Origin of the sequence: Xanthomonas campestris pv. badrii (assembly GCF_012848175.1) — a bacterium.
Classification (GTDB): domain Bacteria; phylum Pseudomonadota; class Gammaproteobacteria; order Xanthomonadales; family Xanthomonadaceae; genus Xanthomonas; species Xanthomonas campestris_C.
On record NZ_CP051651.1, the window covers coordinates 1,961,155 to 1,984,686 of the forward strand.

Consider the following 23,532-nt stretch of genomic DNA (forward strand, 5'->3'; position numbering starts at 1 on the left):
CCCATTCCCGATTCCCTACTCCCGGCCATTTCGCAGCTCGTCATGGGTGCGGAACGCCTGGCGGATGTGCTCGCGCAGTTCGTCATCGTTCCAGGGCTTGGTCAGAAAGCGGTAGATCGCGCCGCGGTTGATCGCCTCGGTGACGGTGGCCAGGTCCGTGTAGCCGGACAGCACCAGGCGCACGGTGTCGGGGTAGAGCATCTTGACCCGGCCCAGGAACTCGGTGCCGCTCATGTCGCTCATGCGCTGGTCCGAGAGAATGACCTGTACGTCGTTGGTGGCCAGCAGGTCGAAGGCGTCGCGCACGTTGCCGGCGGCCAGGATGCGATAACCATCGCGGCGGAACAGGCGCACCAGCGAGCGCAGCACGTTTTCTTCGTCGTCCAGCAGCAGCAGGGTGCGGTCCGGGCGGCTTTCGGCGAACGACTCCGGGCGCAGATAGCGCCGGCGCAATGCCATGCCGGCCGACTCGGCCGACATCGGCTCGCCGAACAGATAGCCCTGGAAGATGTCGCAATCGTTGCGGCGCAAAAAGCCCAGCTGCGCCTGCGATTCCACGCCATTGGCAATGACCGTCATGCCGAGTTGGTGGCCCATGGCGATGATGGCGCGCGCGATCGCCGCCTCGCGGCTGCCGGCCGGTGCGCTCTTGATGAAGCTGCGGTCGATCTTCAGCCGGTCCACCGGATAGCGCACCAGCGCGCTCAGGCTGGAATCGCCGGTGCCGAAGTTGTCCAGGCTCAGGCTGATGCCTTCATTGCGCAGGTTGGCCATCGTCTCGTGGACGAAGTTGACGTTGTTGGTCAACGCGCTTTCGTTGATCTCCAGGGTCACGAACTGCGCCGGCACGCCGGCGGTCTGCAGCATCGCCATCACTTCGTTGAAGAAGCCCGGGCGCAACAGCTGCAGCGTGGAGACATTGACCGCAATGCTGAAATCGTCGAAACCCTGGTCGCGCCACAGCCGCGCCTGGCGCACCGCGTTCTGCAGCACCCATTCGCCGATCTGCACGATCACGCCCAGCCGTTCGGCGGTGCGCATGAAGCGCTCCGGTACCAGCATGCCCAGGGTCGGCGACTGCCAGCGCAGCAGCGCCTCCATGCCGACGATGCGGCCGTCACGGGCGCTCACCAGCGGCTGATAGCGCAGGCGCAGCTCGCCATGCGGAATGGCATCGACGATCTGCCGCGCAATGATGCTTTCGCTATGCGCGTTGGTGGCGGAGTTGCGCGTGTACAGCCGCACCGTGTTGCCGCCTTCGCGCGCGGCCTGGTAGCTGGCTTCCTCGGCGTAATCCAGCAGCGTGGACAGCGAAGTGGAGTGCTCCGGACACAGGCTGATGCCGACCTTGCCGGTCATGAACAGCGTGTACGGCAGCACCGACAGCGGCAATTCCAGCTGCTGGCGGATCTCCTCGGCAAAATCCTCCGGCAACGGCGTGTCGTCGCGGCGCACCGCCACGATGATCATCTCGTCGCTGCCGTGGCGCCACAGCTTGCCGCGGCTGCCCAGGAACTCCTGCAGGCGGCGCGCGGCCAGGGTCAGCGCCTGGTCGCCGACCTCGCCACTCATGTTCTCGTTGATCGAGGCGAAGTGGTCGATGTCGACGTGGAAGATCATCAGCGGCAGGCCGCCGGACGCGGCCGCATCCACCAGATGCAGCAATTCGGGATTGCCTGCGCCCAGGCGTGTCGGTTTGACGATTTCCAGTCCGGGCGGGATGACAGGGCTCCACATGACTCAACGTCCACCATCTTCGTGGACGGACTCGCCGGCCGGGTGATAGGGCAGGCGCAACGTCACGCGCGTGCCTGCTCCGGGAGCCGATTCTATCGCGAGCACGCCGCCGACGGTTTGCGCACGCTCACGCATCACGATCAGCCCCAGTCCACGCGGACCCTCGGGCTCGAATCCATCGCCATCGTCGCTGACTTCCAGACTGAAGCTGGTGCTGTCGATCGAGTGCAGGCGCATGCGCACTTCGCCTGCACAGGCGTGACGCAACGCATTGGTCAGGCTTTCCTGGGCGATCCGGAAGCAGGCCTGCTCGATTTCGTTGCCGGGGCGCACGTCCAGTGGCTGTATATCCAGCTCCAGCCGCACCTGCGAGGCGCGGAACAGCATCGACGCCTGCCAGCGCAAGGCCGCTTCCAGGCCCAGCGCATCCAGTTGCGGCGGGCGCAACAGCATCGACAGATTGCGCAGCTTGGTCACGGTGGAATCGGCCAGCGACACCACTTCCAGCAAATCCTCACGGCGCGCATCCGGGTCCAGCTCGTCCAGCGCCGCATGCGCGGACAACTTCATCGCGGTGATCGCCTGGCCGATGTCGTCGTGCAGGTCGCGCGAGATGGCGCGGCGCTCGTCTTCCTGCAGCGAGAACAGCCGCTTGGCCATCGCCTGCAGCTCGGCATTGCTCTCGGCCAGCGCATCGCGCATGCGCTCGGGTTCGCTCAGGTCGCGCACCACCAGCAGCTTGCAGCTGCGCCCGCCATAGCGGATATCGCCGGCCGACAAGCCGGCGTAGAAGGTGCTGCCATCGCGGCGACGCATCGCCCGTGCGCTGGAGACCGGGTCGTTGCGGTCGCTGCCGGCGCGCAGGTACTCGCGCACCATGGGCAGGTCGGTGTCGCTGACCAGGGTTTGCAGCGGTTCGCCCAGGATGGTCTCGCCCTGGAAGCCGAACTGGGTGGAACCGGCGGCATTGGCGTACATCACGTGCTCGTCGGCCAGGATCAGCACGCCATCCGGCAGTACCCGCACCAGCTCGCGGAATTGTTCCTCGCGCTCACGCAGCAGGCGCCGCGATTGCTCGCGTTCGCTCACGTCCTGCAAGGTGCCGTGCACATGGCGGGCACCGCCGGGCAGGGTCACGCTCTCGGCGCGCAGATGCACCGTGCGTGGCTGCGAATCGCCGCCGGTGAGCGGCAGCAGCACGTCGATCTGCACCTCGCCGCCGGTGCACATGTCTTCGATCATGCGTTCGATCCGCACCTGGGTCGCGCTGTCGGAGGCGGTCAGCAGTTCTTCCAAGCGATGTTCGCGGCGGTGCATCGGCACGCTGCGCCCCAGGATGCGATAGACCGCCGACGAGTAGCGGCCGAGGCCGGTGGCCCGATCCAGCTGCCACGAGCCCAGCCGCGCGATGCCTTGCGCTTCTTCCAGGCGTTTCAGTGCCTCGTCGCGCAGTTGCTGTGCCTGCCGCTCTTCGCTGCGGTCCACCGTGACTACCAGGCGGGCAGGGCCGCTGGTCAGATGCAGCTGGTTGCTGCGGACCTCGACATGCCGCGGTCCGCTGCGCGTCATCAGATCTTCGTTGAGCACGCAGGTGGCATCGCCCTTGCCACGGATCTGGGTGATGATCTCTTCCAGCCGCTCGCCATCGGCATTGGGCCAGATCGCCTCCAGCGTCTGCTGCAGGAACTCGTCGCGCTCCCAACCGAAAAATTCCAGCGCCGCAGGATTGGCATCCAGGATGCGCATGCTTGCCAGGTCGTACATGAAAGCCGGGCTGGGCAGCGCCAGGAATTTGGCGTTCAGCAGTTCTTCGGACTGCGCCAGCTGCGCATGCTCGTCCACGATCAAGGCCACGAAGCGCCGCAGCACCAGATGGATCACGATGCTGGAAAGCAGCAAGAAGCTGGCATCGGACCAGCGCTCCGGTGTGGCGGCACCGGCCAGGTTGAGCAGGCGGTTGCCCAGCAGCAGCCACAGCACGCCGATCAGCAGGTAGAGGCCGGTCAGCGTCCACAGGCCTTGCTGCAGGCGCTCGGCCAGGCGAAGTCGGGAAACGGGAGGGGACGAGAATACGGGCGCGGCGGCAGGTTGATGCATGGGTCCGCGAACGACCTCAGGAGCTGGCGATGGGGCCATCTTAGCCGCAACTGCGCCCGGTTCGGTCGCGCCCGCAACAGGTGCCTCAACTAATCCGCCGAACGGCCGTTATCCATTGCGACTCCGAGCCAGGGGTCGATCCTTCGGAGTGTTCCAGAGTGGACTCAGGCGTCATTGCAAGCATGCTGCAGCACCCGCTGACCTCAGCGGTGGTGTTGTTGGATGCGCATGGCCAGCCCCTGGCGGCCAATCGCGTTGCGCAGTCCCTCGGGCTGCCGGCAACCCTCGGCGCATACGCCGAAGTGCTGGAAAGCAGTCGGGCCCAGGTGGCCGACAGCGGCGGCATGACCGCCTGCGTGCTGCCTGGCACCGGGGGCGGCCGGCTGGAAGGCTGGCTGCGCGCGGTCTGCGACGAGCATGGCCAGGTGATGGCCTTCACCTTGAGCATTCCCGAGCCGATGGGCGCCGATGGCACCAGCCGCTGGGAAATGGGCCTGGACAGTGCCGACCACGGTTTGTGGGACTGGGATATCCCGGCCGACGTGGTGTACCGCTCCGAACGCTGGACCCGCATGCTCGGCTATTCCGAGCAGCCGCTGCCGAACAACCTCACCGCACTTTCCGGCCTGATCCATCCCGATGATCACGCGCACGTCAGTGCCGCGGTGCAGGCGCATCTGGATGGTCGCACCGATACCTATGTGGCCGAATTCCGGCTGCGCCAGCACGATGGCCAATGGCGTTGGATCCTGGATCGCGGCCGCGTGGTGTCGCGCACCGCCGATGGCCGCCCGTTGCGCATGGTCGGCACGCATACCGATGTGCACCACCAGAAATTGCTCGAGCAGCAACTGCGCGAACAGCAGGCCCAGCTGGAGGAAGCCCAGCGCATCGCCAGCATGGGCAGCTGGAGCTGGGATTCGTTGAAGGACCAGCTCTGGATCTCCCAGGATTTCCTGCAGCAGCTCGGCATGGACCAGCTGCGTCTGCGGGGCATCCGCGACCTACTGCGGCTGCTCGCCCGGCCGTCGGTTGCGCACCTGCGCAGTGCCTGGCGCAAGATCAAGCATGAAGGCCTGCCGGTGCATTTCGAGCTGGAAGTCAACGGCCTGCTCGGCGTCAATCCGCATCACCTGCGGGTCTGGGCGCAGCCGGTCTTCGATGGCGACGGCAGCATGGTGCGTGTGCTTGGCCAGTTGCAGAACGTCACCGAACAACGCCAGACCGACGCCCTGATCCGCTGGCGCACCGAGTTGCTCAATCGCGTGTCCGCGCTGGGCAAGATCGGCGGCTGCGAGATCGAGGTCGACACCCGCCGCATGCAGTGGACCGAGGAGTGCTACCGCATCCACGGCCTGCGCAAGGAAAACATCACCCTGGAGCAGGCGCTGGCGCTGTACACCCAGGATTCGCGCGATGCGTTCGAAGCGGCGCTGCTGCGCATTTCCGACGGCGGCCTGCCCGAGCAACTGGAGCTGTGCTTCTATCGCAATTCCGGCCAGCGCATCTGGGTGCAGGTCCTTATTGAACTGGACCGACGCGAAGGCCTGCCGCCGCGCTTCGTGGCCTTGTTCCGCGACGTCACCCGCGAGCGCGAAGCCAACGAACGCATCGAACTGCTGGCGCATTACGATCGCCTGACTGGCCTGCCGAACCGCTTCCTGCTGCGCGAGCAGGCAGAAAACGCCATCCGTGAAGCGCATGAGCGTGGCCAGTTGATGGCCATGCTGCTGATCGATCTGGATGGCTTCAAGAGCATCAACGACTCGTTCGGTCATGCCACCGGCGACAACCTGCTCAAGCTCGCCTCCGCACGCCTGCACCAGCACCTGCGCAACAGCGACCTGTTCGGCCGCTTCAGCGACGACGAGTTCATCGTGCTGCTGCGCGACCTGTCCGAGCCGGAAGATGCCGGCCACGTGGCGCGCAAGCTGATCAGCGCGTTGGGCGAACCGCTGCGCAAGGACCACGTCACCCTCAAGCTCGGCGCCAGCATCGGCATCGCGCTGCAAGGGGAGGGCCTGTCGGACTTCGATAGCCTGTTGCGCGCTGCCGATGCGGCGATGTATGCGGCAAAGGAATCCGGCCGCAACACCTTCCATTACTACAGCCAGGACGTGCTGCTGCGTGCGCAGCGCCGCCTGGAGCTCGAACATGCGCTGCAGGGCGCGCTCGAGCGCGAGGAATTCACCCTGGTCTACCAGCCGCTGGTCAACACCGTGGGCGATGCCTCGCCGGCAATCGAAGCGCTGATGCGCTGGAATCGACCCGGCCATGGCCCGTGCAGCCCGGCCGAATTCATCCCGATCGCCGAAGAATGCGGCGAGATCGTGCGCCTGGGCGAATGGGTCATCGGCGAAGCCTGCCGCCAGGCGGTGGTCTGGGATCGCGCCGGGCTCAATTTCAGCCGCATCGCGGTCAATGTGTCGGCGGTGCAGTTGCGCGAGCGCGGCTTTGCCGAGCGCGTGCTGGAGATCTGCCGCGACAACAGCTGGTCGCCGTCACGGCTGGAGCTGGAACTGACCGAATCGGCCTTGATCCGCGATTCGGACTCGCTGCGCCGCTGCTTCGAACTGTTCGAACAGAATGGCGTGCTGCTGGCGGTGGACGATTTCGGCACCGGGTTCTCCAACCTGCATTACCTCAATCGCTTCCCGGTGCAGCGCCTGAAGATCGACCGCAGCTTCGTACAAGGCATGCTCGACGACGCCAACACTGCCGAGGTCACCCAGGCCATCGTGCATCTGGGTCACGCGCTGGGCATGCAGGTGGTCGCCGAAGGCGTGGAGACGGTGCAGGAGGACGCCTTGCTGCGCCAGCAGGGTTGCGACGAAATCCAGGGCTATTTCTACTCACGCCCGCTGTCGCCGCGCGACATGGCGCAGTGGCTGCGCGAGGCCGAGGCCGGCATGCGGCTGGGCGCGCGGCTGGTCATCGCCAGCTGACGCAGTGCGCAGCGTTGCGTGCACCACGCCGCGGCGCAGCGGACCATGCGCGATCCATGCGCCTTGCCCAACGATTGAAGACAGCAGCTTGCGAGTCGTTGCGGCGCTTGGTTGCGGCCAAACCCAGCACACCCAAAGGCGCCGTGACCTTATCCTTGCCGGGACCTGCCGTGACGGTAGCTACCTGTTGGCATCCCTTGCGCCGATGGTTCCGCACTCGGTGAGGACACCGCACCAGACAGTTGGCTGGCGGCTTTCTTGAAGAACGAGAACACCGCGTCACGCGGTTCGCCGGTCGCTTGTCGAAAACGTTGCGCACCGACCATCGTGACTGGTGCTTGCCCGCCCACCCTCGCGGGACGCTTGGCGGCATGGATGCCGCCAAGGAGCTTGCAAGGACGTACTTGCAGCGTGTCCCGCGAGGGTGGGCGGGCAAGGACCCTGCAACGAAGCAACAGGTGCCTGATCCCCTTGCGCCAAGTCGCCCCAATCGTGTCGTGTCGATCGACGCACCACGTTCTGTCGAAAAATCGTCGTGCAGACGTGCAGACGTGCAGACGTGCAGACGCAGAAGTGCAGAAATGCAAGGGACGAGATCACCCCGATGCCGCAATTGATCGCTACCAGGTGCGCAAAGCCACGCCTGTCGGCAAGGCTAGCGGCAAAGCCGTCTTGGATCGCAAGAGATGCCGCAAAAGCATCAACCCTCGGGCAGTGCAAACAAGCCGGCGGGGCGCCTGCCGAGGCACGCCCCGCCGGGATCGCATCAGCGTCCGGAGGCGCTGACCGCGGCGCCGTCCAGGCCCAGGTCCCAGGCCACGGTGGCGAATAGCAACTCGTCTTCGCTGCACCCGCGGCGCGGATTGATCAGCGCCTTGACTTCAGCAAGGGCGGCAAGCTCCAGCCGTTCCAGCGCAGCCGGCATCCGCACGCGTCGCAGCGCCGGCTTGGCCGCGTTGCTTTGCGCGATGCGCTCGGCTTGCGCGGCGGCCAGTGCCGCTGCCTGCAGCGCAGCGGTGGGGGCGTTGTCGATGGTCGGGGCGAGAAGCGTCATCAGCGGAACACCAGGTCATTGCGGAACGACAAATCCCCGGAAGGCCGGGGAATGTCGGAATCAGGAGATGCGGGGCGGCATCGGTCTCAGAACAGCTCGACCGTGCCGGCGCCCATGCCCTGCTGCGCCACCGGCTTGTGCGGCGGGCGTTCCCACTCCACGCGCATGTCGCGCAGGCGGTTGGACACCTTGGCCAGCGCGGCGACCAGATCGCTGTCGTACACGCCGCCATTGCGATGCAGCAGTTCCTGCAGCGCCACCGCCTCGCGGTTGATCGCGGTGAGGCGATCGAGGTGGGTGTGGATGCCGCTCAGCGTCTGGGTGGCGATGTCCTCGAACTGCAGGGCACGCACCGCTTCGGCCACGCTGCCGTCGATGGCACGGGCGCACTCGGAGATTTCGCGCATGCCATCGCCCAACGAGGCGTTGATCTGGGCGACGTTCTCCAGCATGGCGGCCGATTCGTGGCGCGCCTCGCGGGAGCGGTCCATGTGGCGCGAGGCCAGCTGCGAGACCGTTTCACGCACCTTGGCGATCGATTCCTTGGAGCTGTGGGCCAGCTTGCGGATCTGCTCGTTGAAGGTGGTGGAGCGTTCGGACAGGTTGCGCACCTCGTCGGCGACCACCGCGAAGCCGCGACCGGCTTCACCGGCACGTGCTGCTTCGATGGCGGCGTTCAAGGCCAGCAGGTTGGTCTGGTCGGCGATCGACTTGACGTCTTCCAGCAGCGCGAAGATGCCGTCCAGATGCTGGGCCATCTCATCGATGTGATGGACGGTATTGGTGCTTTGGCCGCTCACCTGTTCCAGCGCTTCCACCAACTGCTCCATGCGGGAGCTGGCGTGCTGGGCGAAGCGGGCGACGTCGACGCCGGCACTGCCGTCGTCACCGGCACGGTCGACGATACGGGCCAGCGCCTGGCTTTGCTGACGCGACTTGCGGTTCATCGCTTCGAAGCTGCCACCCAGGCCGGACACGGCCTGGCGGATCAGTTCGCGGGCACGCTCGACTTCCGAGCGCGAACCGTCGACTTCGTTGCTGACGAAGGTACGCAGTTCGTTGAGCAGTTGGTCCTGCTCGCGCAGGATGCGTGCCTGGTCCGGATTGGGCCGGAACTGGGAGTAGGTCACCCAGGCAGCAAAACCCAGCCAACTGAGGGTCATGGTCGCCAGGATCGCCCAGCGCACCGAAGCGGGCCAGTCGAATCCGACAGCGAAGGGAAACAGCAAGGTCAGAGCCAGAGGAGCGGCTAGACGGATGAGTGGACGTGAATACATGGGCGTTCTCGGCAGAGTCACGGTTGCTGTATCGGCACTGCCCCCGTGGTCTTTAGCGACGATCGCCATCTCGTCTCGCGTCTGCCGCCGTCACTGGCAGGCGCTAGCGCCCGTTGCGGGCGCCTTCATCCGGTATTTTGGCGTCGCTTACCGCAGTGCGCGATCCACCGCTTCGCTCATCGCGCGCTTGGCGAACAGGAAATCCCACAGGCTGCCGCCCATCTGCCGCCACAGCACTGCCGAGCGCACCGCTGCCAGCAACAGCGCGCGGATCTCGGCCACCACTCCGGCCTGGCCCAGGTAGTGCGGGTTGCCCTGCACCATGACCTTGGGACGCAGGTGGCTGATGGTCTGCGCATAGAGCCCGCCCAGCGAGCTCAACACATCCGGATGCGCGCTGTCGCCCAGGCTGTGTGCCTGACGCGCCGCTGCATCGATTCCGCTGGAGACCGTGGCCACGGTCGCGTCGTCGCGCACGAAGCGGCGCTCCAGTTGCAACACCGCCAGCGCCAGCCGCGGCAACACCTCGTCCTGGCCCTGGTTGCGAAAGTAGTCGTGCAGCAGGCGCAGGCCGGGCGCCAGGGCCGCCGTCGAGCCGTACACCGCCTCCGGCGAGGCCGCATCCACCCGGAACACGCTGTCGATGGCGGTGCGCACCGTGGCGGCCTCCGAATGCCCGGTTTCGGCGATCCGCCGCACCTGCTGCAGGGCCTGGGCAACGCCGGCCAGCGCCAGCACACGGTGATCCATGGAAACACTCATCAAGCCACACCCTCGGGGGAAGAAGAAGATCCTGCCAATCGACGCTCCAGCGGCGCATCGGTGGCGGCAATGACCGCGCCGCCAAGGCATTGCTCGCCGTCGTACAGCACCAGCGACTGCCCGGGCGTGACCGCCCGCTGCGGCCGCTCGAAGCGTACCTGCACGCTGCCGTCGTCCTGTACCTCCACCGTGCACGGCTCGTCCGGCTGCCGGTAACGGGTCTGCGCGGTGCAGCTGAAGCGGCGCGCCGGCGGCGCACCGGCGACCCAATGGGCCGGCTCGGACTGCAGCCAGCGCGACTGCAGCAGCGGGCTGTCGCGGTCCTGGTCCACGTACAGCACGTTGCTGGCCACATCCTTGCCCACCACGTACCACGGCGCCGCCGCGCGGCCGCGCACCCCGCCGATGTTCAGGCCTTCGCGCTGGCCCAGGGTGAAATAGAACACGCCGGGGTGCTCGGCAATGCGCTGCCCCTGCGGGTCGCGGATCTCGCCGGTGCGCGCGGGCAGGTAGCGGCCCAGGAACTCGCGGAAGTCGCGCTCGCCGATGAAGCAGATCCCGGTGGAATCCTTCTTGGCGTGGGTCGGCAGGCCGGCGTCCTGGGCGATGCGGCGCAGCGTGCTTTTCTCCAGCTCGCCGATCGGAAACAGGGTGGCGGCCAGCTGGGTCTGCCCCAGCTGGTGCAGGAAATAGCTCTGGTCCTTGCCCCGGTCGGCACCGCGCAGCAGTCGCCAGCGCCCGCCGCTGTGCGCAACCCGGGCGTAATGCCCGGTGGCGATCCGCTCGGCGCCCAGCGCCTGCGCGGCGTCCAGGAAATGCTTGAACTTGACCTCGCGGTTGCACAGTGCGTCAGGATTCGGGGTGCGCCCGGCCGCGTATTCGGCCAGGAAGTGCTCGAACACGCCGCTCCAGTATTGCCCGGAGAAATCACGGAAATGGAAGGGGATGCCGAGCATCCCGCACACCGCGACCGCGTCGCGGCGGTCGTCTTCGGCGCGGCAGTCGCCGCTGCCGTCGTCGGCCCAGTTCTGCATGAACAGCCCGGCGATCGACTCGCCCTGTTGCGCCAGCTGCCAGGCCGCCACCGACGAATCCACCCCGCCGGACACGCCAACCACGATGCGTGGCGTGCTCATGCGAGGTGCCGTACCAGCGCCAACGGGTGCCGCTGCCCGGCCAGGTAGTCGGCCACCACCTCCCACACCAGGGGGCTGCGCAAGCGCTCGCTGGCGCCACGCAATTCCTCCGGTGTCATCCACAGTGCCCGCACCACGCCGGTATCCAGGCTGCGCTCGGGGTGGTGGGTGAGCGCATCGGCCACGAAGGCGAAGCGCAGGTAACACTGGCCGGTCGGCGCCAGCCACTGATAGGTGCCGATGAAATGTGTCAGCCGCACGTCCCAGCCGGTCTCTTCCAGGGTTTCGCGCACGGCGGCGTCGCGCAGGCTTTCATCCGGCTCCAGGTGCCCGGCTGGCTGGTTCAGCAGCAGGCGGCCGCCGATGCGTTCTTCGACCTGCAGCAAGCGTCCGTCGCGCACCACCACGGTGGCCACCGTGACGTCCGGGTGCCAGCGCTGTTCCTGCACGCTCACGGGCAGACTCCGGTGCACGGCAGCGCACCGCCCGGCACTGCGGCAGGACGGCAGCCGGAAGGGCGCAGGGCGGGGCGGGGCGTGCAGCGACGCGTGTCGGCGGTCGTCGACGGCGCCAGGGCCGGCGCGGTCAGGGAATCGGTCATCAAGGGCGAGCCATGGAATCAGAGACAAATTGTGCGGGCCGCGGCGCAAATCGTCCAATGCGCGCGGCGATGAACCGTATAATGACCGGATGCCTCGGAAGACCTCCCACGAACACGATCACGGCCTCACGGTCGAAGCCAGCAAGCCTGAGGTAGCGCCACCGCCGCGCTACCAGGTATTGCTACTGAACGACGACTACACCCCGATGGACTTCGTGGTGACCGTCCTGCAGCAGTTTTTCAACCTGGACCTGGAGCGCGCCACCCAGGTCATGTTGCACGTCCACACCCGCGGGCGCGGCGTTTGCGGGGTTTACAGCCGCGAAGTCGCCGAGTCCAAGGTTGCGCAGGTCAACGAGTTTTCGCGCATGAACCAGCATCCGCTGCTGTGCACGATGGAACAGAGCTGAGGCAGTTCTCGGATCATTCCAGCAGCGCAACAGTGTGACTGCAATCGCGTGCTAACGCCGTCTGAACGTGCCTATCCGATAGGGTTGTGGAAAATCCCGACAAAAGCCGCATATTGTTGGCAACAGCCGTTCGGAGTGACCAATGTTCAGCAAAGACCTAGAGCAAACCATCGGCCAGTGCTACAAGCGAGCACGCGAGGCGCGTCATGAGTTCATGACCGTCGAGCACCTGCTGCTCTCGCTGCTGGACAACCCCTCCGCCCAGGCCGTACTCAAGGCCTGCGGTGCGGATCAGCTGCGCCTGCACAACGATTTGGAGCAGGCCATCGAGGCCTCGGTGTCGCGCCTGGCCGAGGACGACGGCCGCGACACCCAGCCGACCCTGGGCTTCCAGCGCGTGCTGCAGCGCGCGGTCTACCACGTGCAGTCCTCGGGCAAGAAGGAAGTCACCGGTGCCAACGTGCTGGTCGCCATCTTCGGCGAGAAGGACTCGCACGCGGTGTATTTCCTGAACCAGCAGGACATCACCCGGCTGGATATCGTCAACTACCTGTCCCATGGCATCGCCAAGCTGGGCGAAGACGGCGAGCAGCCCTCGGCGTCCGACGGCGAGCCCAAGAGCGAGGGTGGGGAAGGCGAAGGCAAGGGCGATGCCCTGGCCGAGTACGCCACCAACCTCAACGAGCAGGCGCGCAACGGCAAGATCGATCCGCTGGTGGGACGTGGCGACGAGATCGAACGCACCATCCAGGTGCTGTGCCGCCGCCGCAAGAACAACCCCCTGTATGTGGGCGAGGCCGGCGTGGGCAAGACCGCGATCGCCGAGGGCCTGGCCAAGCGCATCGTCGATAACGACGTGCCGGAGGTGCTGGCCGATGCGGTGATCTTCTCGCTGGACCTCGGTGCGCTGGTGGCCGGCACAAAGTACCGCGGCGACTTCGAAAAGCGCCTCAAGGGCGTACTGAGCGCGCTCAAGAAGGTGCCGAACGCGGTCCTGTTCATCGATGAGATCCACACCATCATCGGTGCCGGTTCGGCGTCCGGCGGAACCATGGATGCGTCCAACCTGATCAAGCCGGCGCTGTCGTCGGGCGAGCTGCGATGCATCGGCTCGACGACCTTCCAGGAATACCGCGGCATCTTCGAAAAGGACCGTGCGCTGGCGCGCCGCTTCCAGAAGATCGACATCGTCGAGCCGACCGTCGGCGAAACCTTCGAGATCCTGCAGGGCCTCAAGCCCAAGTACGAGGCGCACCACGGCGTGACCTATGCCGACGATGCGCTGCAGGCTGCGGTGGATCTGTCGGTCAAGCATATCGGCGACCGCCTGCTGCCCGACAAGGCCATCGACGTGATGGACGAGGCTGGCGCGCGTCAGCGTCTGCTGCCCGACGGCGTGCGCAAGGAGTTGATCGACATCGAGGAGATCGAGACCATCATTGCCAAGATGGCGCGCATTCCGGCCAAGCAGGTCAGCGCAACCGACAAGGACGTGCTGCAGCATCTGGAGCGCAATCTGAAGATGGTGATCTTCGGGCAGAACCCGGCGATCGAGACACTGGCCGGCTCCATCAAGCTCGCACGCTCCGGCCTGGCCAACCCGGAAAAGCCGATCGGCAACTTCCTGTTCGCCGGCCCGACCGGCGTGGGCAAGACCGAGGTCACCAAGCAGCTTGCGCTGCAGTTGGGGATCGAGCTGGTGCGCTTCGACATGTCTGAGTACATGGAGCCGCATTCGATCAGCCGCCTGATCGGTGCGCCTCCGGGCTACGTCGGTTTCGACCAGGGCGGCCTGCTGACCGAGAAGATCGTCAAGACCCCGCACTGCGTGCTGCTGCTGGACGAGGTGGAGAAGGCGCATCCGGACATCTTCAACATCCTGTTGCAGGTGATGGACCGCGGCATCCTCACCGACACCAACGGGCGCGAGGCAAACTTCAAGAACGTGATTCTGGTGATGACCACCAATGCCGGCGCCACCCAGGCATCGCGGCGGTCGATCGGCTTCACCAAGCAGGATCATTCCACCGATGCGATGGAGTCGATCCGCCGCGGGTTCACCCCGGAGTTCCGCAACCGCCTGGATGCCATCGTGCAGTTCCAGCCGTTGGGCTTCGACCACATCCTGCGCGTGGTGGACAAGTTCATCATCGAGCTGGAAATGCTGTTGCAGGAAAAGCATGTCTCGCTGTCGGCCACCCCGACCGCGCGCGACTGGCTGGCCCAGCATGGCTTCGACCCGTTGATGGGCGCACGCCCGATGTCGCGCGTGATCCAGGAGAAGATCAAGCGCCCGCTCGCCGACGAGTTGTTGTTCGGCAAACTGGTGGAAGGCGGCCGCGTCAATATCGACGTCAAGGATGGCGAGCTGGTGGTGGAGGCGCATCCAGAGCCGGAGCGCTTGCTGCCTGCCACGGTCGACTGATCGCAATCCTGATCAGCAAAAAGCCGCTCTTGCGAGCGGCTTTTTTTGTGCTTGCCGGTCCTGCTGATCCTGCTGACTTCCGGAGCACCGAGACCGCCAGGCCCACATCTTCCGCGTTCGAGTGCCCACTTGCAGGCACGACAAAAAGCGGCCATGGGCCGCCTCGCGTCTCAGCACCAAAACCGCTTACTTCATGCGGTAGGTAATACGGCCCTTGGTGAGGTCGTACGGGGTCATCTCGACCTTGACCCGGTCGCCGGTCAGGATGCGGATGTAGTTCTTGCGCATGCGGCCGGAGATGTGGGCGATGATCTCGTGCCCGTTTTCCAGCTTGACCCGGAACGTGGTGTTGGGGAGCGTCTCGCTGACACTGCCTTCGAATTCAATGGAGTCGTCTTTCGACATGTAATCCTGTGCAATCACGGCTGGCCCGACAGGGCCGTAAGGGACGGCATTTTACGCCCCATCTCCCCGTGGTGCAAATTTTATGTTAAGCGCGCATCACACAACTCGCGCGCCAGCCGCTGGCCGTAGCGCGCGGACCAATTGCCTGCCGGCTCCGGCTGCGCCACTTGCTGCCTTACCTGCTGCAGAAAGTCAGTCCGCGGCAGCCGTTCTGCCCCCAGGCTCAGCAGGTGCGGGTTTTCCACCTGCGCGTCGAGCAGCGGCCAGCCGCGCGCATGCAGGTCGGCAGCCAGGGCGGCCAGCGCCACCTTGGAGCCGCCGCTGCGCGCACTGAACATGCTTTCGCCGAAGAACATCCGGCCGATCGCCACCCCGTAGATGCCGCCCACCAGATGTGCGCCATCGAAGACCTCCAGCGAATGCGCATGGCCGAGGTGGTGCAATCCGATGTACGCCTGCTGCATGGGGCGGGTGATCCAGGTGCCATCCTGGCCCGCGCGCGGTATTGCGGCACAGGCTGCGATGACGTGTTCGAACGCCGTATCGGCGCGCACGGTCCAGGTGCTGGTACGCAGTTGACGCCTGAAGCGCGAGGACAGGCGCACGCCGTCGGTGCGGAACACCATGCGCGGGTCCGGGCTCCACCACAGCAGCGGCTGGCCATCGGAGAACCAGGGGAATACGCCATGCGCATAGGCATTGAGCAGGCGCGGCACCGACAGGTCGCCGCCGATCGCCAACAGGCCATCCGGCTCGCGCAATGCCTGCTCTGCAGGCGGAAACGGCGCGGTGGGATCGGCGGAAAGCAGGAAGGGAAGGGTGCGCGACATCCGGCGAGTTTAGAGCGGCGACCAGAACCTAGCGAGCCGTCATCGGGTGAGGGTGGATGGCGCGCTCAGCACCTGGGTTTGCGCCTGGTGCATGCCGAGTCCGAACATCGGCCATGCCCGCCTACTAGCCGCTGCGCCATAGTTTTGGTGGCGACTTTTACTCAGTCTTGCATCTACCTCGGGCGGATGGATCAGCGGATTGCCCGCTGAAGTCGGCGCACTGGTTCAGTCGCGGAACGGACTGTGCTCGGCCAGTTCGAGGGCATGCTGGGCAACCGCCACGCGCTCGTCCGCGCACCATTGCGCCAGCGGCTCGCGAAAGCCGGGGTCGGCGATCCAGTGGCGGCTGCGCACCAGCGTCGGCAGGAAGCCGCGCGCGATCTTGTGCTGGCCTTGCGCGCCGGGCTCGAAGCGGGTCAGGCCTTCGCGCAGGCAGTATTCCAGGCCCTGGTAGTAGCAGGTTTCGAAGTGCAGGCCGGGCAGGGTGTCGCCGCCCCAGTAACGCCCGTACAAGGTGTCGTGGCCGCGCAGGCACAGCGCGCCGGCGATCGGGCGGCCGTCGAGATCGGCCAGGAACATCACCAGCTGGCGCGGCATGGCCTTTGCCAGATGCTGCAGGAACTGCGGCGTGAGTGCGGGCGAATTGCCGTACTCGTTGAAGGTCTTCAGATAGAAGCCATACATCGCGGCCAGGTCGTCCTGGCTCGCGTCGTCACCGTGGACCACGCGCATGCGGATACCGGCGCGCTGCACCTTGGCCCGCTCCTGGCGGATGTTCTTGCGCCGCTTGTGGTCCATGGCGCCGAGGAATGTCTCGAAGTCGGTCCAGCCGGCGCTGTTGTGCCAGTGGTACTGCAGGTCGTTGCGTTCCAGCCAATCGCCGTCAAAGGCGGTGTCTTCGTCTGCCCGGTGGAAATTCACATGCGCCGACGACAGGCCACTGCGCTCGACCAGCTCGCGCATCGCTGCCAGCAGGTGTGGCCGCCACGTGGGTGCGCCCAGCAGGCGTGGGCCGGTCACCGGTGAGTAAGGCACCCCGCACAGCCACTTGGGGAAATACGCCTGCCCGTAACGCGCGTACGCGTGTGCCCAGGCATGGTCGAATACGAACTCGCCGTGGGAATTGTTCTTCAGGTAGCCCGGCGCAGCGGCGACCAGCGTGTCGCCCTCCCACAGGGTCAGATGCAGCGGATTCCAGCCCCAGTCCGGGCGCAGGCAGCCTTCGCGCTCCAGTCCTTGCAGGAACGCGTAGCCGATGAAGGGGTGCGTGCCATCGTGCAACGCGTCCCAGGCGCCGGCCGGCAATTCGTCCAGCCGACGGCACCAGCGGGCGGTGACGCTCATTCGCGCAGCCCGCAGGGCAGGCCAGTCGCAGGGCGCGACCGGCGGTCGATGGTCACCTCAGGCACCCTTGTCGAGATAACGCTCGGCATCCAGCGCCGCCATGCAGCCGAAGCCGGCCGAGGTGATCGCCTGGCGGTAGTGCTGGTCGGCCACGTCGCCGGCTGCGAATACGCCGGCCACCGAGGTCTCGGTCGCCGCACCGTTGAGGCCGGAGCGGATCTCCAGGTAGCCGTTGTTCATCGCCAGCTGGCCGTCGAACAACTGGGTGTTGGGGTGGTGGCCGATGGCCACGAAGAAGCCGTGCACATCGATGTCGCGGGTGCTGCCGTCGATAGTGGACTTGACCCGCACGCCGGTGACGCCGGCATCGTTGCCCAGCACTTCGTCCACTGCGTGGTGCCAGACGGTTTCGATCTTGCCGGCGGCGACCTTGGCGAACAGCTTGTCCTGCATGATCTTTTCCGCGCGCAGGGTGTCGCGGCGGTGCACCAGGTAGACCTTGCGGGCAATGTTGGACAGGTACAGTGCTTCTTCCACCGCGGTGTTACCGCCGCCGACCACGACCACGTCCTGGTCCTTATAGAAGAATCCGTCGCAGGTGGCGCAGGCGGAGACGCCGCGGCCCTTGAAGGTCTCTTCGGTCGGGATACCCAGGTACTTGGCGGTGGCACCGGTGGCGATGATCAGCGCGTCGCAGGTGTACTCGGCGCCGTCGCCGATCAACCGGAACGGGCGCTGCGACAGGTCGGCGGTGTGGATGTGGTCGAAGATCACCTCGGTGTCGAAGCGCTCGGCGTGCGCCTGCATGCGGTTCATCAGGTCCGGGCCCATCAGGCCGTGGGGGTCGCCCGGCCAGTTGTCCACCTCGGTGGTGGTCATCAGCTGGCCGCCCTGCTGCAGGCCGGTGATGACCACCGGCTTGAGGTTGGCGCGTGCGGCGTAGACCGCGGCGGTCCAGCCGGCCGGGCCGGAGCCCAGGATCAGCAGGCGGGAATGCTTGGCGGGACTGGCAGAAGAGGCGCTCATGTATACTCGCGATCTAGGAATTGGTGGGATGGCGCCGGCACGATGGCGTCCCCGTGGCGGCATAGAGTGGCGGTCCCCACCCGGTGAATCAAGGCGGCGCGATGGAACTGCTTGAACCGCAGATGGCATGGTCCACCCACGTTGCATGTCCGACGCCGCCTTGTGCGGCGTTTTTCGTTGACTGCCGCCCGCCGCGGCAGCCGGCGCTCGCCCGACTACTGTAACCGCAGCCGCAGTCGTTTATTATCAACCACTAACAGCATTTTTCTAAGGTCTGGCTACAGGTGGCAAAGCAGGTTCCCGAACGCAGCAGCAAGCCCGCAGAGGGCAAGGCGTCGTCGCGCAAGACGGCGGTGGCGGACAATCCGCGCCGACAGAAGCTGTGGCGCGATCTGGCATTGATCGCAGTGGCGCCGCTGCTGCTGTATCTGCTGGCCAGCCTGTTCACCTATTCGGCCACCGATCCAGGGTGGTCGCGCACCGGCAATCTGGTCGCGCCGATCCACAACATGGGCGGCCGGTTCGGTGCCATGGCGGCGGATGTGTTGCTGCAGTTATTTGGCTACGTGGCCTTCCTGTTGCCGGTAATCCTGGGTGCGGTGGCCTGGATCGCGCTGATCGGCGAGCGCGAGGAGCAGAGCCAGAGCGATCTCGGGCCAGCGCTGCGGCTGGTCGGCATGGTGGGCTTTCTGATCTCATCGACCGGATTCCTGCATCTGCGCCTGTTCCAGGGCGAGGTGGCGGAGGCTGGTGGCATTGTCGGCAAATTGGTCAGCGGCTCGCTCAGCTCCGGCTTCGGCGCGCTGGGCGCCAACCTGTTCGTGGTGGTGTTGTTGCTGGTGTCGATCACGCTGGCCACCGGGCTGTCGTGGTTCGCGGTGATGGAGCGGATCGGCAAGTGGGTGCTGGCGCTGGGACCGCTGATGCAGCGCAAGACCCACCAGGCCAGCGAGTGGCAGCAGACCCGGGTGATGCGCGAAGAGCGCGAGGAAGTGCGCAAGGTCGATGCGGTCAAGCAGGCCAAGCGTGAGCCGGTCAGGATCGAGCCGCCACCGGCGCCGGTGGTGGAAAAGAGCGAGCGCGCCAAGCGCGACACCCAGATTCCGATGTTCCAGGGCGTGAGCACCGATGGCTCGGACCTGCCGCCGCTGGCGCTGCTGGACGACCCCAAGCCGCAGGCCAAGGGCTATTCGGAAGAGACGCTGGAGACGCTGTCGCGGCAGATCGAGTTCAAGCTCAAGGATTTCCGCATCGAGGCGCAGGTGGTTGGGGCCTACCCGGGTCCGGTGATCACCCGTTTCGAGATCGAGCCGGCGCCGGGCATCAAGGTCAGCCAGATCAGTTCGCTGGACAAGGACATCGCGCGCGGGCTGTCGGTGAAGTCGGTGCGCGTGGTGGACGTGATTCCGGGCAAGTCGGTGATCGGCCTGGAAATCCCCAACGTCAGCCGCGAGATGATCTTCCTGTCCGAGCTGCTGCGCTCCAAGGAATACGACAAGTCGGCCAGCCCGCTGACGCTGGCCCTGGGCAAGGACATCGCCGGCCGCCCGACCGTGGCCGACCTGGCGCGCATGCCGCATCTGCTGGTGGCCGGTACCACTGGCTCGGGCAAGTCGGTGGCGGTCAATGCGATGGTGCTGAGCCTGCTGTTCAAGGCCTCGCACAAGGAATTGCGGATGCTGATGATCGACCCGAAGATGCTCGAGTTGAGCGTCTACCAGGGCATCCCGCATCTGCTGGCGCCGGTGGTCACCGACATGAAGGAGGCCGCCAACGGCCTGCGTTGGTGCGTGGCCGAGATGGAACGCCGCTACAAGCTGATGAGCGCGGTGGGCGTGCGCAACCTGGCCGGCTTCAACAAGAAGGTCAAGGACGCCATCGACGCCGGCCAGCCGATGATGGACCCGCTGTTCAAGCCGAACCCGGAGCTGGGCGAAGCGCCGCGGCCGCTGGAGACGCTGCCGTTCATCGTCATCTTCATCGACGAATTCGCCGACATGATGATGATCGTCGGCAAGAAGGTCGAAGAACTGATTGCACGCCTGGCGCAGAAGGCGCGTGCGGCCGGCATCCATCTGATCCTGGCCACGCAGCGGCCGTCGGTGGACGTGATCACCGGCCTGATCAAGGCCAATATCCCCACCCGCGTCGCGTTCCAGGTCAGCTCCAAGATCGACTCGCGCACCATCCTGGACCAGTCCGGTGCCGAAGCGCTGCTGGGCAACGGCGACATGCTGTACCTGCCGCCGGGCACCGCGCTGCCGGATCGCGTGCATGGCGCGTTCGTCAGCGACGAAGAAGTGCATCGGGTGGTCGAGCATCTCAAGGCCAGCGGGCCGGTGTCCTATGTCGAGGGCGTGTTGGATGAGGTGCAGACCATGGGCGATGGCACCGTGGTCGGCGCCACCGGCCTGCCGGAAAGCAGTGGCGGTGGTGGTGACGAGTCCGACCCCTTGTACGACGAGGCCTTGCGCATCGTCACCGAAACCCGGCGCGCCTCGATCTCCGGCGTGCAGCGTCGCCTGAAGATCGGCTACAACCGCGCCGCGCGCCTGATCGAGGCGATGGAAGCGGCCGGCGTGGTCAGCCCGCCCGAGCACAACGGCGACCGCAGCGTACTGGCGCCACCGCCGCCGAAGTAGCGCAGCGGTCATCGCCGCCCTGCGGGGCGTCGGTGCGGCAGAGTTGGAAGTCCATGCCTGTCATTGCCGGGCACAACCGCTACCCTGTGCAGTACGCGCCACCTTGGCCTGTCGTGATCGAGACCCATGCTGCATCGTCCCTTGCTGTTGCTCGTGCTGTTGCTCTCCGCGCCGCTGCTGGCCCATGCCCAGCAGGCCACGCCTGCTCCCGCGGCCGCTCGTGCCCAGGCCGACACCAACTACAGCTTCGTGCGCTATCGCGCCGACTACGAGGTGCGCGCCGACGCCAGCAGCGTGGAGACCGACGAGTACGAGATCCTGCTCAAGACCAAGTCGGCGGTGGAGCAGTTCAGCCAGGTGCGCCTGAGCTATAGCGAGAAGATGGAGACGCTCGAGGTGCTTCAGGCCTACACCGTCACCGCCGAGGGCCTGCGCCAGGACGTGGCCAGCGACAAGATCTATACCCAGGAAAGCTACTCCAGCGCCTCGGCGGCGATGTACGCCGACCGCAAGGTCAAGGTGGTGGTGTTCCCGAACCTGGCCCCGGGGGCGCGCATCGTCTACCGGGTGCGGCGGGCGCAAAACACCCCGTACTTCCCTGGCTATTTCAGCCTGTGGGAGACCTTCAGCGTCTTTGCGCAGTACGACGATGCGGTGGTCACGCTGGTGGCGCCGAAGTCGTTGCCGATGCATCTGTCGGTGCGTGGGCTGCAGGGCGGCACCAAACCGGTGGTGCGCGGCGATCAGGCGCGCTGGGAATGGCGGTACCAGCGCACCGCGCCGATGAAGAACCAGAACTGGAGCGCGGCGAGCTGGGAGTTCAGCCCCACCTTGATGGCCAGCACCTTCGATAGCTGGTCGCAGATGGGCCTGGCGTATCACGTCAAGGGCGGGCGCGCCGCAGCGGTCACCCCGGCGATCCAGGCACTGGCCGACCAGGTCACCAAGGGCATCGACGAGCCGCGTGCACAGGCGGCGGCCCTGTACGAATGGGTCGCGCGCAATATCCGCTACGTGGCGGTGTACCTGGGCAATGGCGGGCTGGAGCCCAACAGTGCCGACAGCATCCTGGCCAACCACTATGGCGACTGCAAGGACCACACGGTGATCCTGGAGGCATTGCTGGCGGCCAAGGGCATCGCCAGTACGCCGGTGCTGATCGGTGCCGAGGGCGGGCCGACATTGCCGGCGATCCCGGTGCTGGGGCGTTTCAATCACGCCATCACTTATATCCCTGCCTTCGATCTGTACGTCGATTCCACCAACCCGTATGCGCGCTTCGGCCAGCTGCCGGCCGGCGATCTGGGCGCGCCGGTGGTGCATACGCGCGACGGCAAGCTCACCCACACGCCGCCGAACGACCGCAAGGTCAATCGCTACGTTGCGCGGACCGAATACCGCTTCACCCCGCAAGGGGGGCTGCAGGGGTTGACCACGCTGGATAGCGGGCAGACCGGCGAAGTGGGGTTGCGCGCGATGTTCGTGCAGCTCAATGCGCAGAACCGCAACCGCATCGAGGAATCGATCATTGCCCAGTCCGGCTTCGTCGGCACCGGCGATCTGCTGATCCAGGGCGATCCGCTGGATCTGGATACGCCGTTCAACTATCGCTACAGCTTCCAGGCCAGCGACGCGGTGGACTTTTCCGTGGTCGGCGGCATGACCTTGCCTGACATGCCTGGCGCCGAATCCACGCGCGCGGTGTATACGACCACCTCGGCCGAAGACAATCTGACCCCGTTCTACTGCAACGACAGCGTGCGCGAGGAAACCTACGTGGTGACCTTGCCCGACACCGTGCCCATCATCGCCATCCCGCGCAGCAGCCGGTTCCGCAATGCGGCCGGCGAATATGCGGTGGAATGGACACGGCAGGGGCAGACCGTCACCGCCGTGCACCGGCTGCAGCGCGCTGCCGTAGGGGGGTCGCAGGCCTTGTGCCAGCCGCAGGATTACCGCGCGTTCCGCGAGTTGTACCAACAGGTGCGGCGGGGCTTTCGCGGTCAGATCGTGTATGGCGACCTGAGCAAGGTGCAGACTGCGCAGTGAGCGCGCAGCATGAGCGCGGGCCTGACATGAACGCATGGACGCGATGGCGCTCGCCCATTCATCTACGAAGCTTCAGAATTGACGTACTCCTTTCTGGAAGACCGCGATGCATCGCCAGCTCCGTTATGCCGTCCTTGCCACCGCCCTGTTCGCCAGTACCGCCTTTGCCGGTGCGCGTCAGGAGCTGGATACCTTTACCCGTGGCCTGAAAGGCCTGGACGGGCAGTTCAACCAGCAGGTCAGCGATGCCAACGGCCGGGTCAAGGAACGCTCCAGCGGACGGGTGGCATTGTCGGCGCCACGCCAGTTCCGCTGGGAATACGCCAAGCCCTACAAGCAGCTGATCGTGGCTGACGGCAAGAAGGTCTGGGTGTTCGACCCGGATCTGGAGCAGGTGACCGTACGCGCGCAGGGCAGCGAAGAGCAGAACAGCCCGCTGGTCGCCCTGATCGACCCCGCGCGCCTGGACAAGCAGTACGACGTCAGTGAAGAGGCCACACCGCGCGATGGCTTGCAGTGGCTGTCGCTGACGCCCAAGGTCGACACCGAAGCCAGCTTCCAGATGGCCGCGCTGGGATTCGGCAAGGACGGCCTGGCAAAGATGGAGGTGGTGGATGCCGTGGGGCAGCGCACGGCCATCAGCTTCAGCGGCTGGAAGCGCAACCCCGCATTCGCCGCAGACACCTTCCGCTACACGCCGGCCAAGGGGGTGGATGTGGTGGGCGACGCGCAGTAGAAGCGTCTGCGGCGCGCGAGATGAAGGCAAGGGTGCAGCGAGCGGCTGTGCCTGCG

Annotated in this window: 17 protein-coding genes; 6 read left to right on the top strand and 11 right to left on the bottom strand. The window is 66.0% G+C overall.

Annotated features, from left to right (window positions below):
* Positions 1-15: 15 nt before the first annotated feature.
* Both HG421_RS08285 and HG421_RS08290 read right to left on the bottom strand, forming a co-directional pair.
* Positions 16-1,737 carry an EAL domain-containing protein gene (locus tag HG421_RS08285; protein WP_169705992.1) on the bottom strand — a complete coding sequence of 574 codons (1,722 nt, stop codon included), beginning with the start codon at positions 1,735-1,737 and terminating at the stop codon, positions 16-18.
* Positions 1,738-1,740: 3 nt separating this feature from the next.
* Positions 1,741-3,873 (bottom strand): PAS domain S-box protein, encoded by a 2,133-nt coding sequence (locus tag HG421_RS08290; protein WP_169705993.1) that lies wholly within the window; start codon positions 3,871-3,873, stop codon positions 1,741-1,743.
* 119 nt (positions 3,874-3,992) lie between these two features.
* On the opposite strand from HG421_RS08290, the gene HG421_RS08295 reads away from it, so the two are divergent.
* The gene (locus tag HG421_RS08295; protein ID WP_211161795.1) at positions 3,993-6,779 is read left to right on the top strand and encodes a bifunctional diguanylate cyclase/phosphodiesterase; all 2,787 of its coding nucleotides are present in this window, start codon (positions 3,993-3,995) and stop codon (positions 6,777-6,779) included.
* Between the two features lie 766 nt (positions 6,780-7,545).
* Here the strand turns inward: HG421_RS08295 and HG421_RS08300 are convergent.
* The 5 genes from HG421_RS08300 to HG421_RS08320 all read right to left on the bottom strand — a co-directional run bounded on the left by HG421_RS08300 (position 7,546) and on the right by HG421_RS08320 (position 11,463).
* Entirely contained in the window at positions 7,546-7,833 is a 288-nt protein-coding gene (locus tag HG421_RS08300) for a hypothetical protein (protein WP_169705995.1), read from the bottom strand.
* Between the two features lie 86 nt (positions 7,834-7,919).
* Positions 7,920-9,110 (bottom strand): methyl-accepting chemotaxis protein, encoded by a 1,191-nt coding sequence (locus HG421_RS08305; protein ID WP_169705996.1) that lies wholly within the window; start codon positions 9,108-9,110, stop codon positions 7,920-7,922.
* Positions 9,111-9,257: 147 nt separating this feature from the next.
* The gene (gene hflD, locus HG421_RS08310) at positions 9,258-9,872 is read right to left on the bottom strand and encodes a high frequency lysogenization protein HflD (RefSeq protein WP_169705997.1); all 615 of its coding nucleotides are present in this window, start codon (positions 9,870-9,872) and stop codon (positions 9,258-9,260) included.
* Positions 9,872-11,008, bottom strand: a complete 1,137-nt coding sequence (gene mnmA / locus HG421_RS08315; RefSeq protein WP_169705998.1) for a tRNA 2-thiouridine(34) synthase MnmA — start codon at positions 11,006-11,008, stop codon at positions 9,872-9,874. Before mnmA ends, hflD begins: the two co-directional genes overlap by 1 nt.
* Positions 11,005-11,463 carry an NUDIX hydrolase gene (locus tag HG421_RS08320; protein WP_169705999.1) on the bottom strand — a complete coding sequence of 153 codons (459 nt, stop codon included), beginning with the start codon at positions 11,461-11,463 and terminating at the stop codon, positions 11,005-11,007. Before HG421_RS08320 ends, mnmA begins: the two co-directional genes overlap by 4 nt.
* 235 nt (positions 11,464-11,698) lie before the next feature.
* Here HG421_RS08320 and clpS point away from each other — a divergent pair, with 235 nt between their 5' ends.
* Together clpS and clpA are read left to right on the top strand one after the other, a co-directional pair.
* Complete coding sequence (clpS, locus tag HG421_RS08325; protein WP_029219836.1) at positions 11,699-12,019, top strand: ATP-dependent Clp protease adapter ClpS; 321 nt, start codon at positions 11,699-11,701, stop codon at positions 12,017-12,019.
* A gap of 142 nt (positions 12,020-12,161) precedes the next feature.
* Entirely contained in the window at positions 12,162-14,444 is a 2,283-nt protein-coding gene (gene clpA / locus HG421_RS08330; RefSeq protein ID WP_169706000.1) for an ATP-dependent Clp protease ATP-binding subunit ClpA, read from the top strand.
* Between the two features lie 186 nt (positions 14,445-14,630).
* On the opposite strand, the gene infA is transcribed toward clpA, so the two are convergent.
* The 4 genes from infA to trxB form a co-directional block, all read right to left on the bottom strand.
* Complete coding sequence (gene infA, locus HG421_RS08335; protein ID WP_002813418.1) at positions 14,631-14,849, bottom strand: translation initiation factor IF-1; 219 nt, start codon at positions 14,847-14,849, stop codon at positions 14,631-14,633.
* 80 nt (positions 14,850-14,929) lie between these two features.
* Positions 14,930-15,679, bottom strand: a complete 750-nt coding sequence (gene aat, locus HG421_RS08340) for a leucyl/phenylalanyl-tRNA--protein transferase (protein WP_169706001.1) — start codon at positions 15,677-15,679, stop codon at positions 14,930-14,932.
* Between the two features lie 225 nt (positions 15,680-15,904).
* A complete protein-coding gene (locus tag HG421_RS08345; protein WP_169706002.1) occupies positions 15,905-17,023 on the bottom strand; it encodes a GNAT family N-acetyltransferase in 1,119 nt (372 codons plus the stop codon).
* Between the two features lie 57 nt (positions 17,024-17,080).
* Positions 17,081-18,049: a thioredoxin-disulfide reductase gene (gene trxB / locus HG421_RS08350; protein WP_169706003.1), complete on the bottom strand. Its 969-nt coding sequence runs from the start codon at positions 18,047-18,049 to the stop codon at positions 17,081-17,083.
* A 284-nt stretch (positions 18,050-18,333) separates the two neighbouring features.
* Here trxB and HG421_RS08355 point away from each other — a divergent pair, with 284 nt between their 5' ends.
* The 3 genes from HG421_RS08355 (at position 18,334) to lolA (ending at position 23,476) form a co-directional block, all read left to right on the top strand.
* Positions 18,334-20,691: a DNA translocase FtsK gene (locus HG421_RS08355; protein WP_169706004.1), complete on the top strand. Its 2,358-nt coding sequence runs from the start codon at positions 18,334-18,336 to the stop codon at positions 20,689-20,691.
* A gap of 126 nt (positions 20,692-20,817) precedes the next feature.
* Positions 20,818-22,740 (top strand): DUF3857 domain-containing protein, encoded by a 1,923-nt coding sequence (locus HG421_RS08360; RefSeq protein ID WP_169706005.1) that lies wholly within the window; start codon positions 20,818-20,820, stop codon positions 22,738-22,740.
* 106 nt (positions 22,741-22,846) lie between these two features.
* Positions 22,847-23,476 (top strand): outer membrane lipoprotein chaperone LolA, encoded by a 630-nt coding sequence (lolA, locus tag HG421_RS08365; protein WP_169706006.1) that lies wholly within the window; start codon positions 22,847-22,849, stop codon positions 23,474-23,476.
* Positions 23,477-23,532 lie beyond the last annotated feature (56 nt).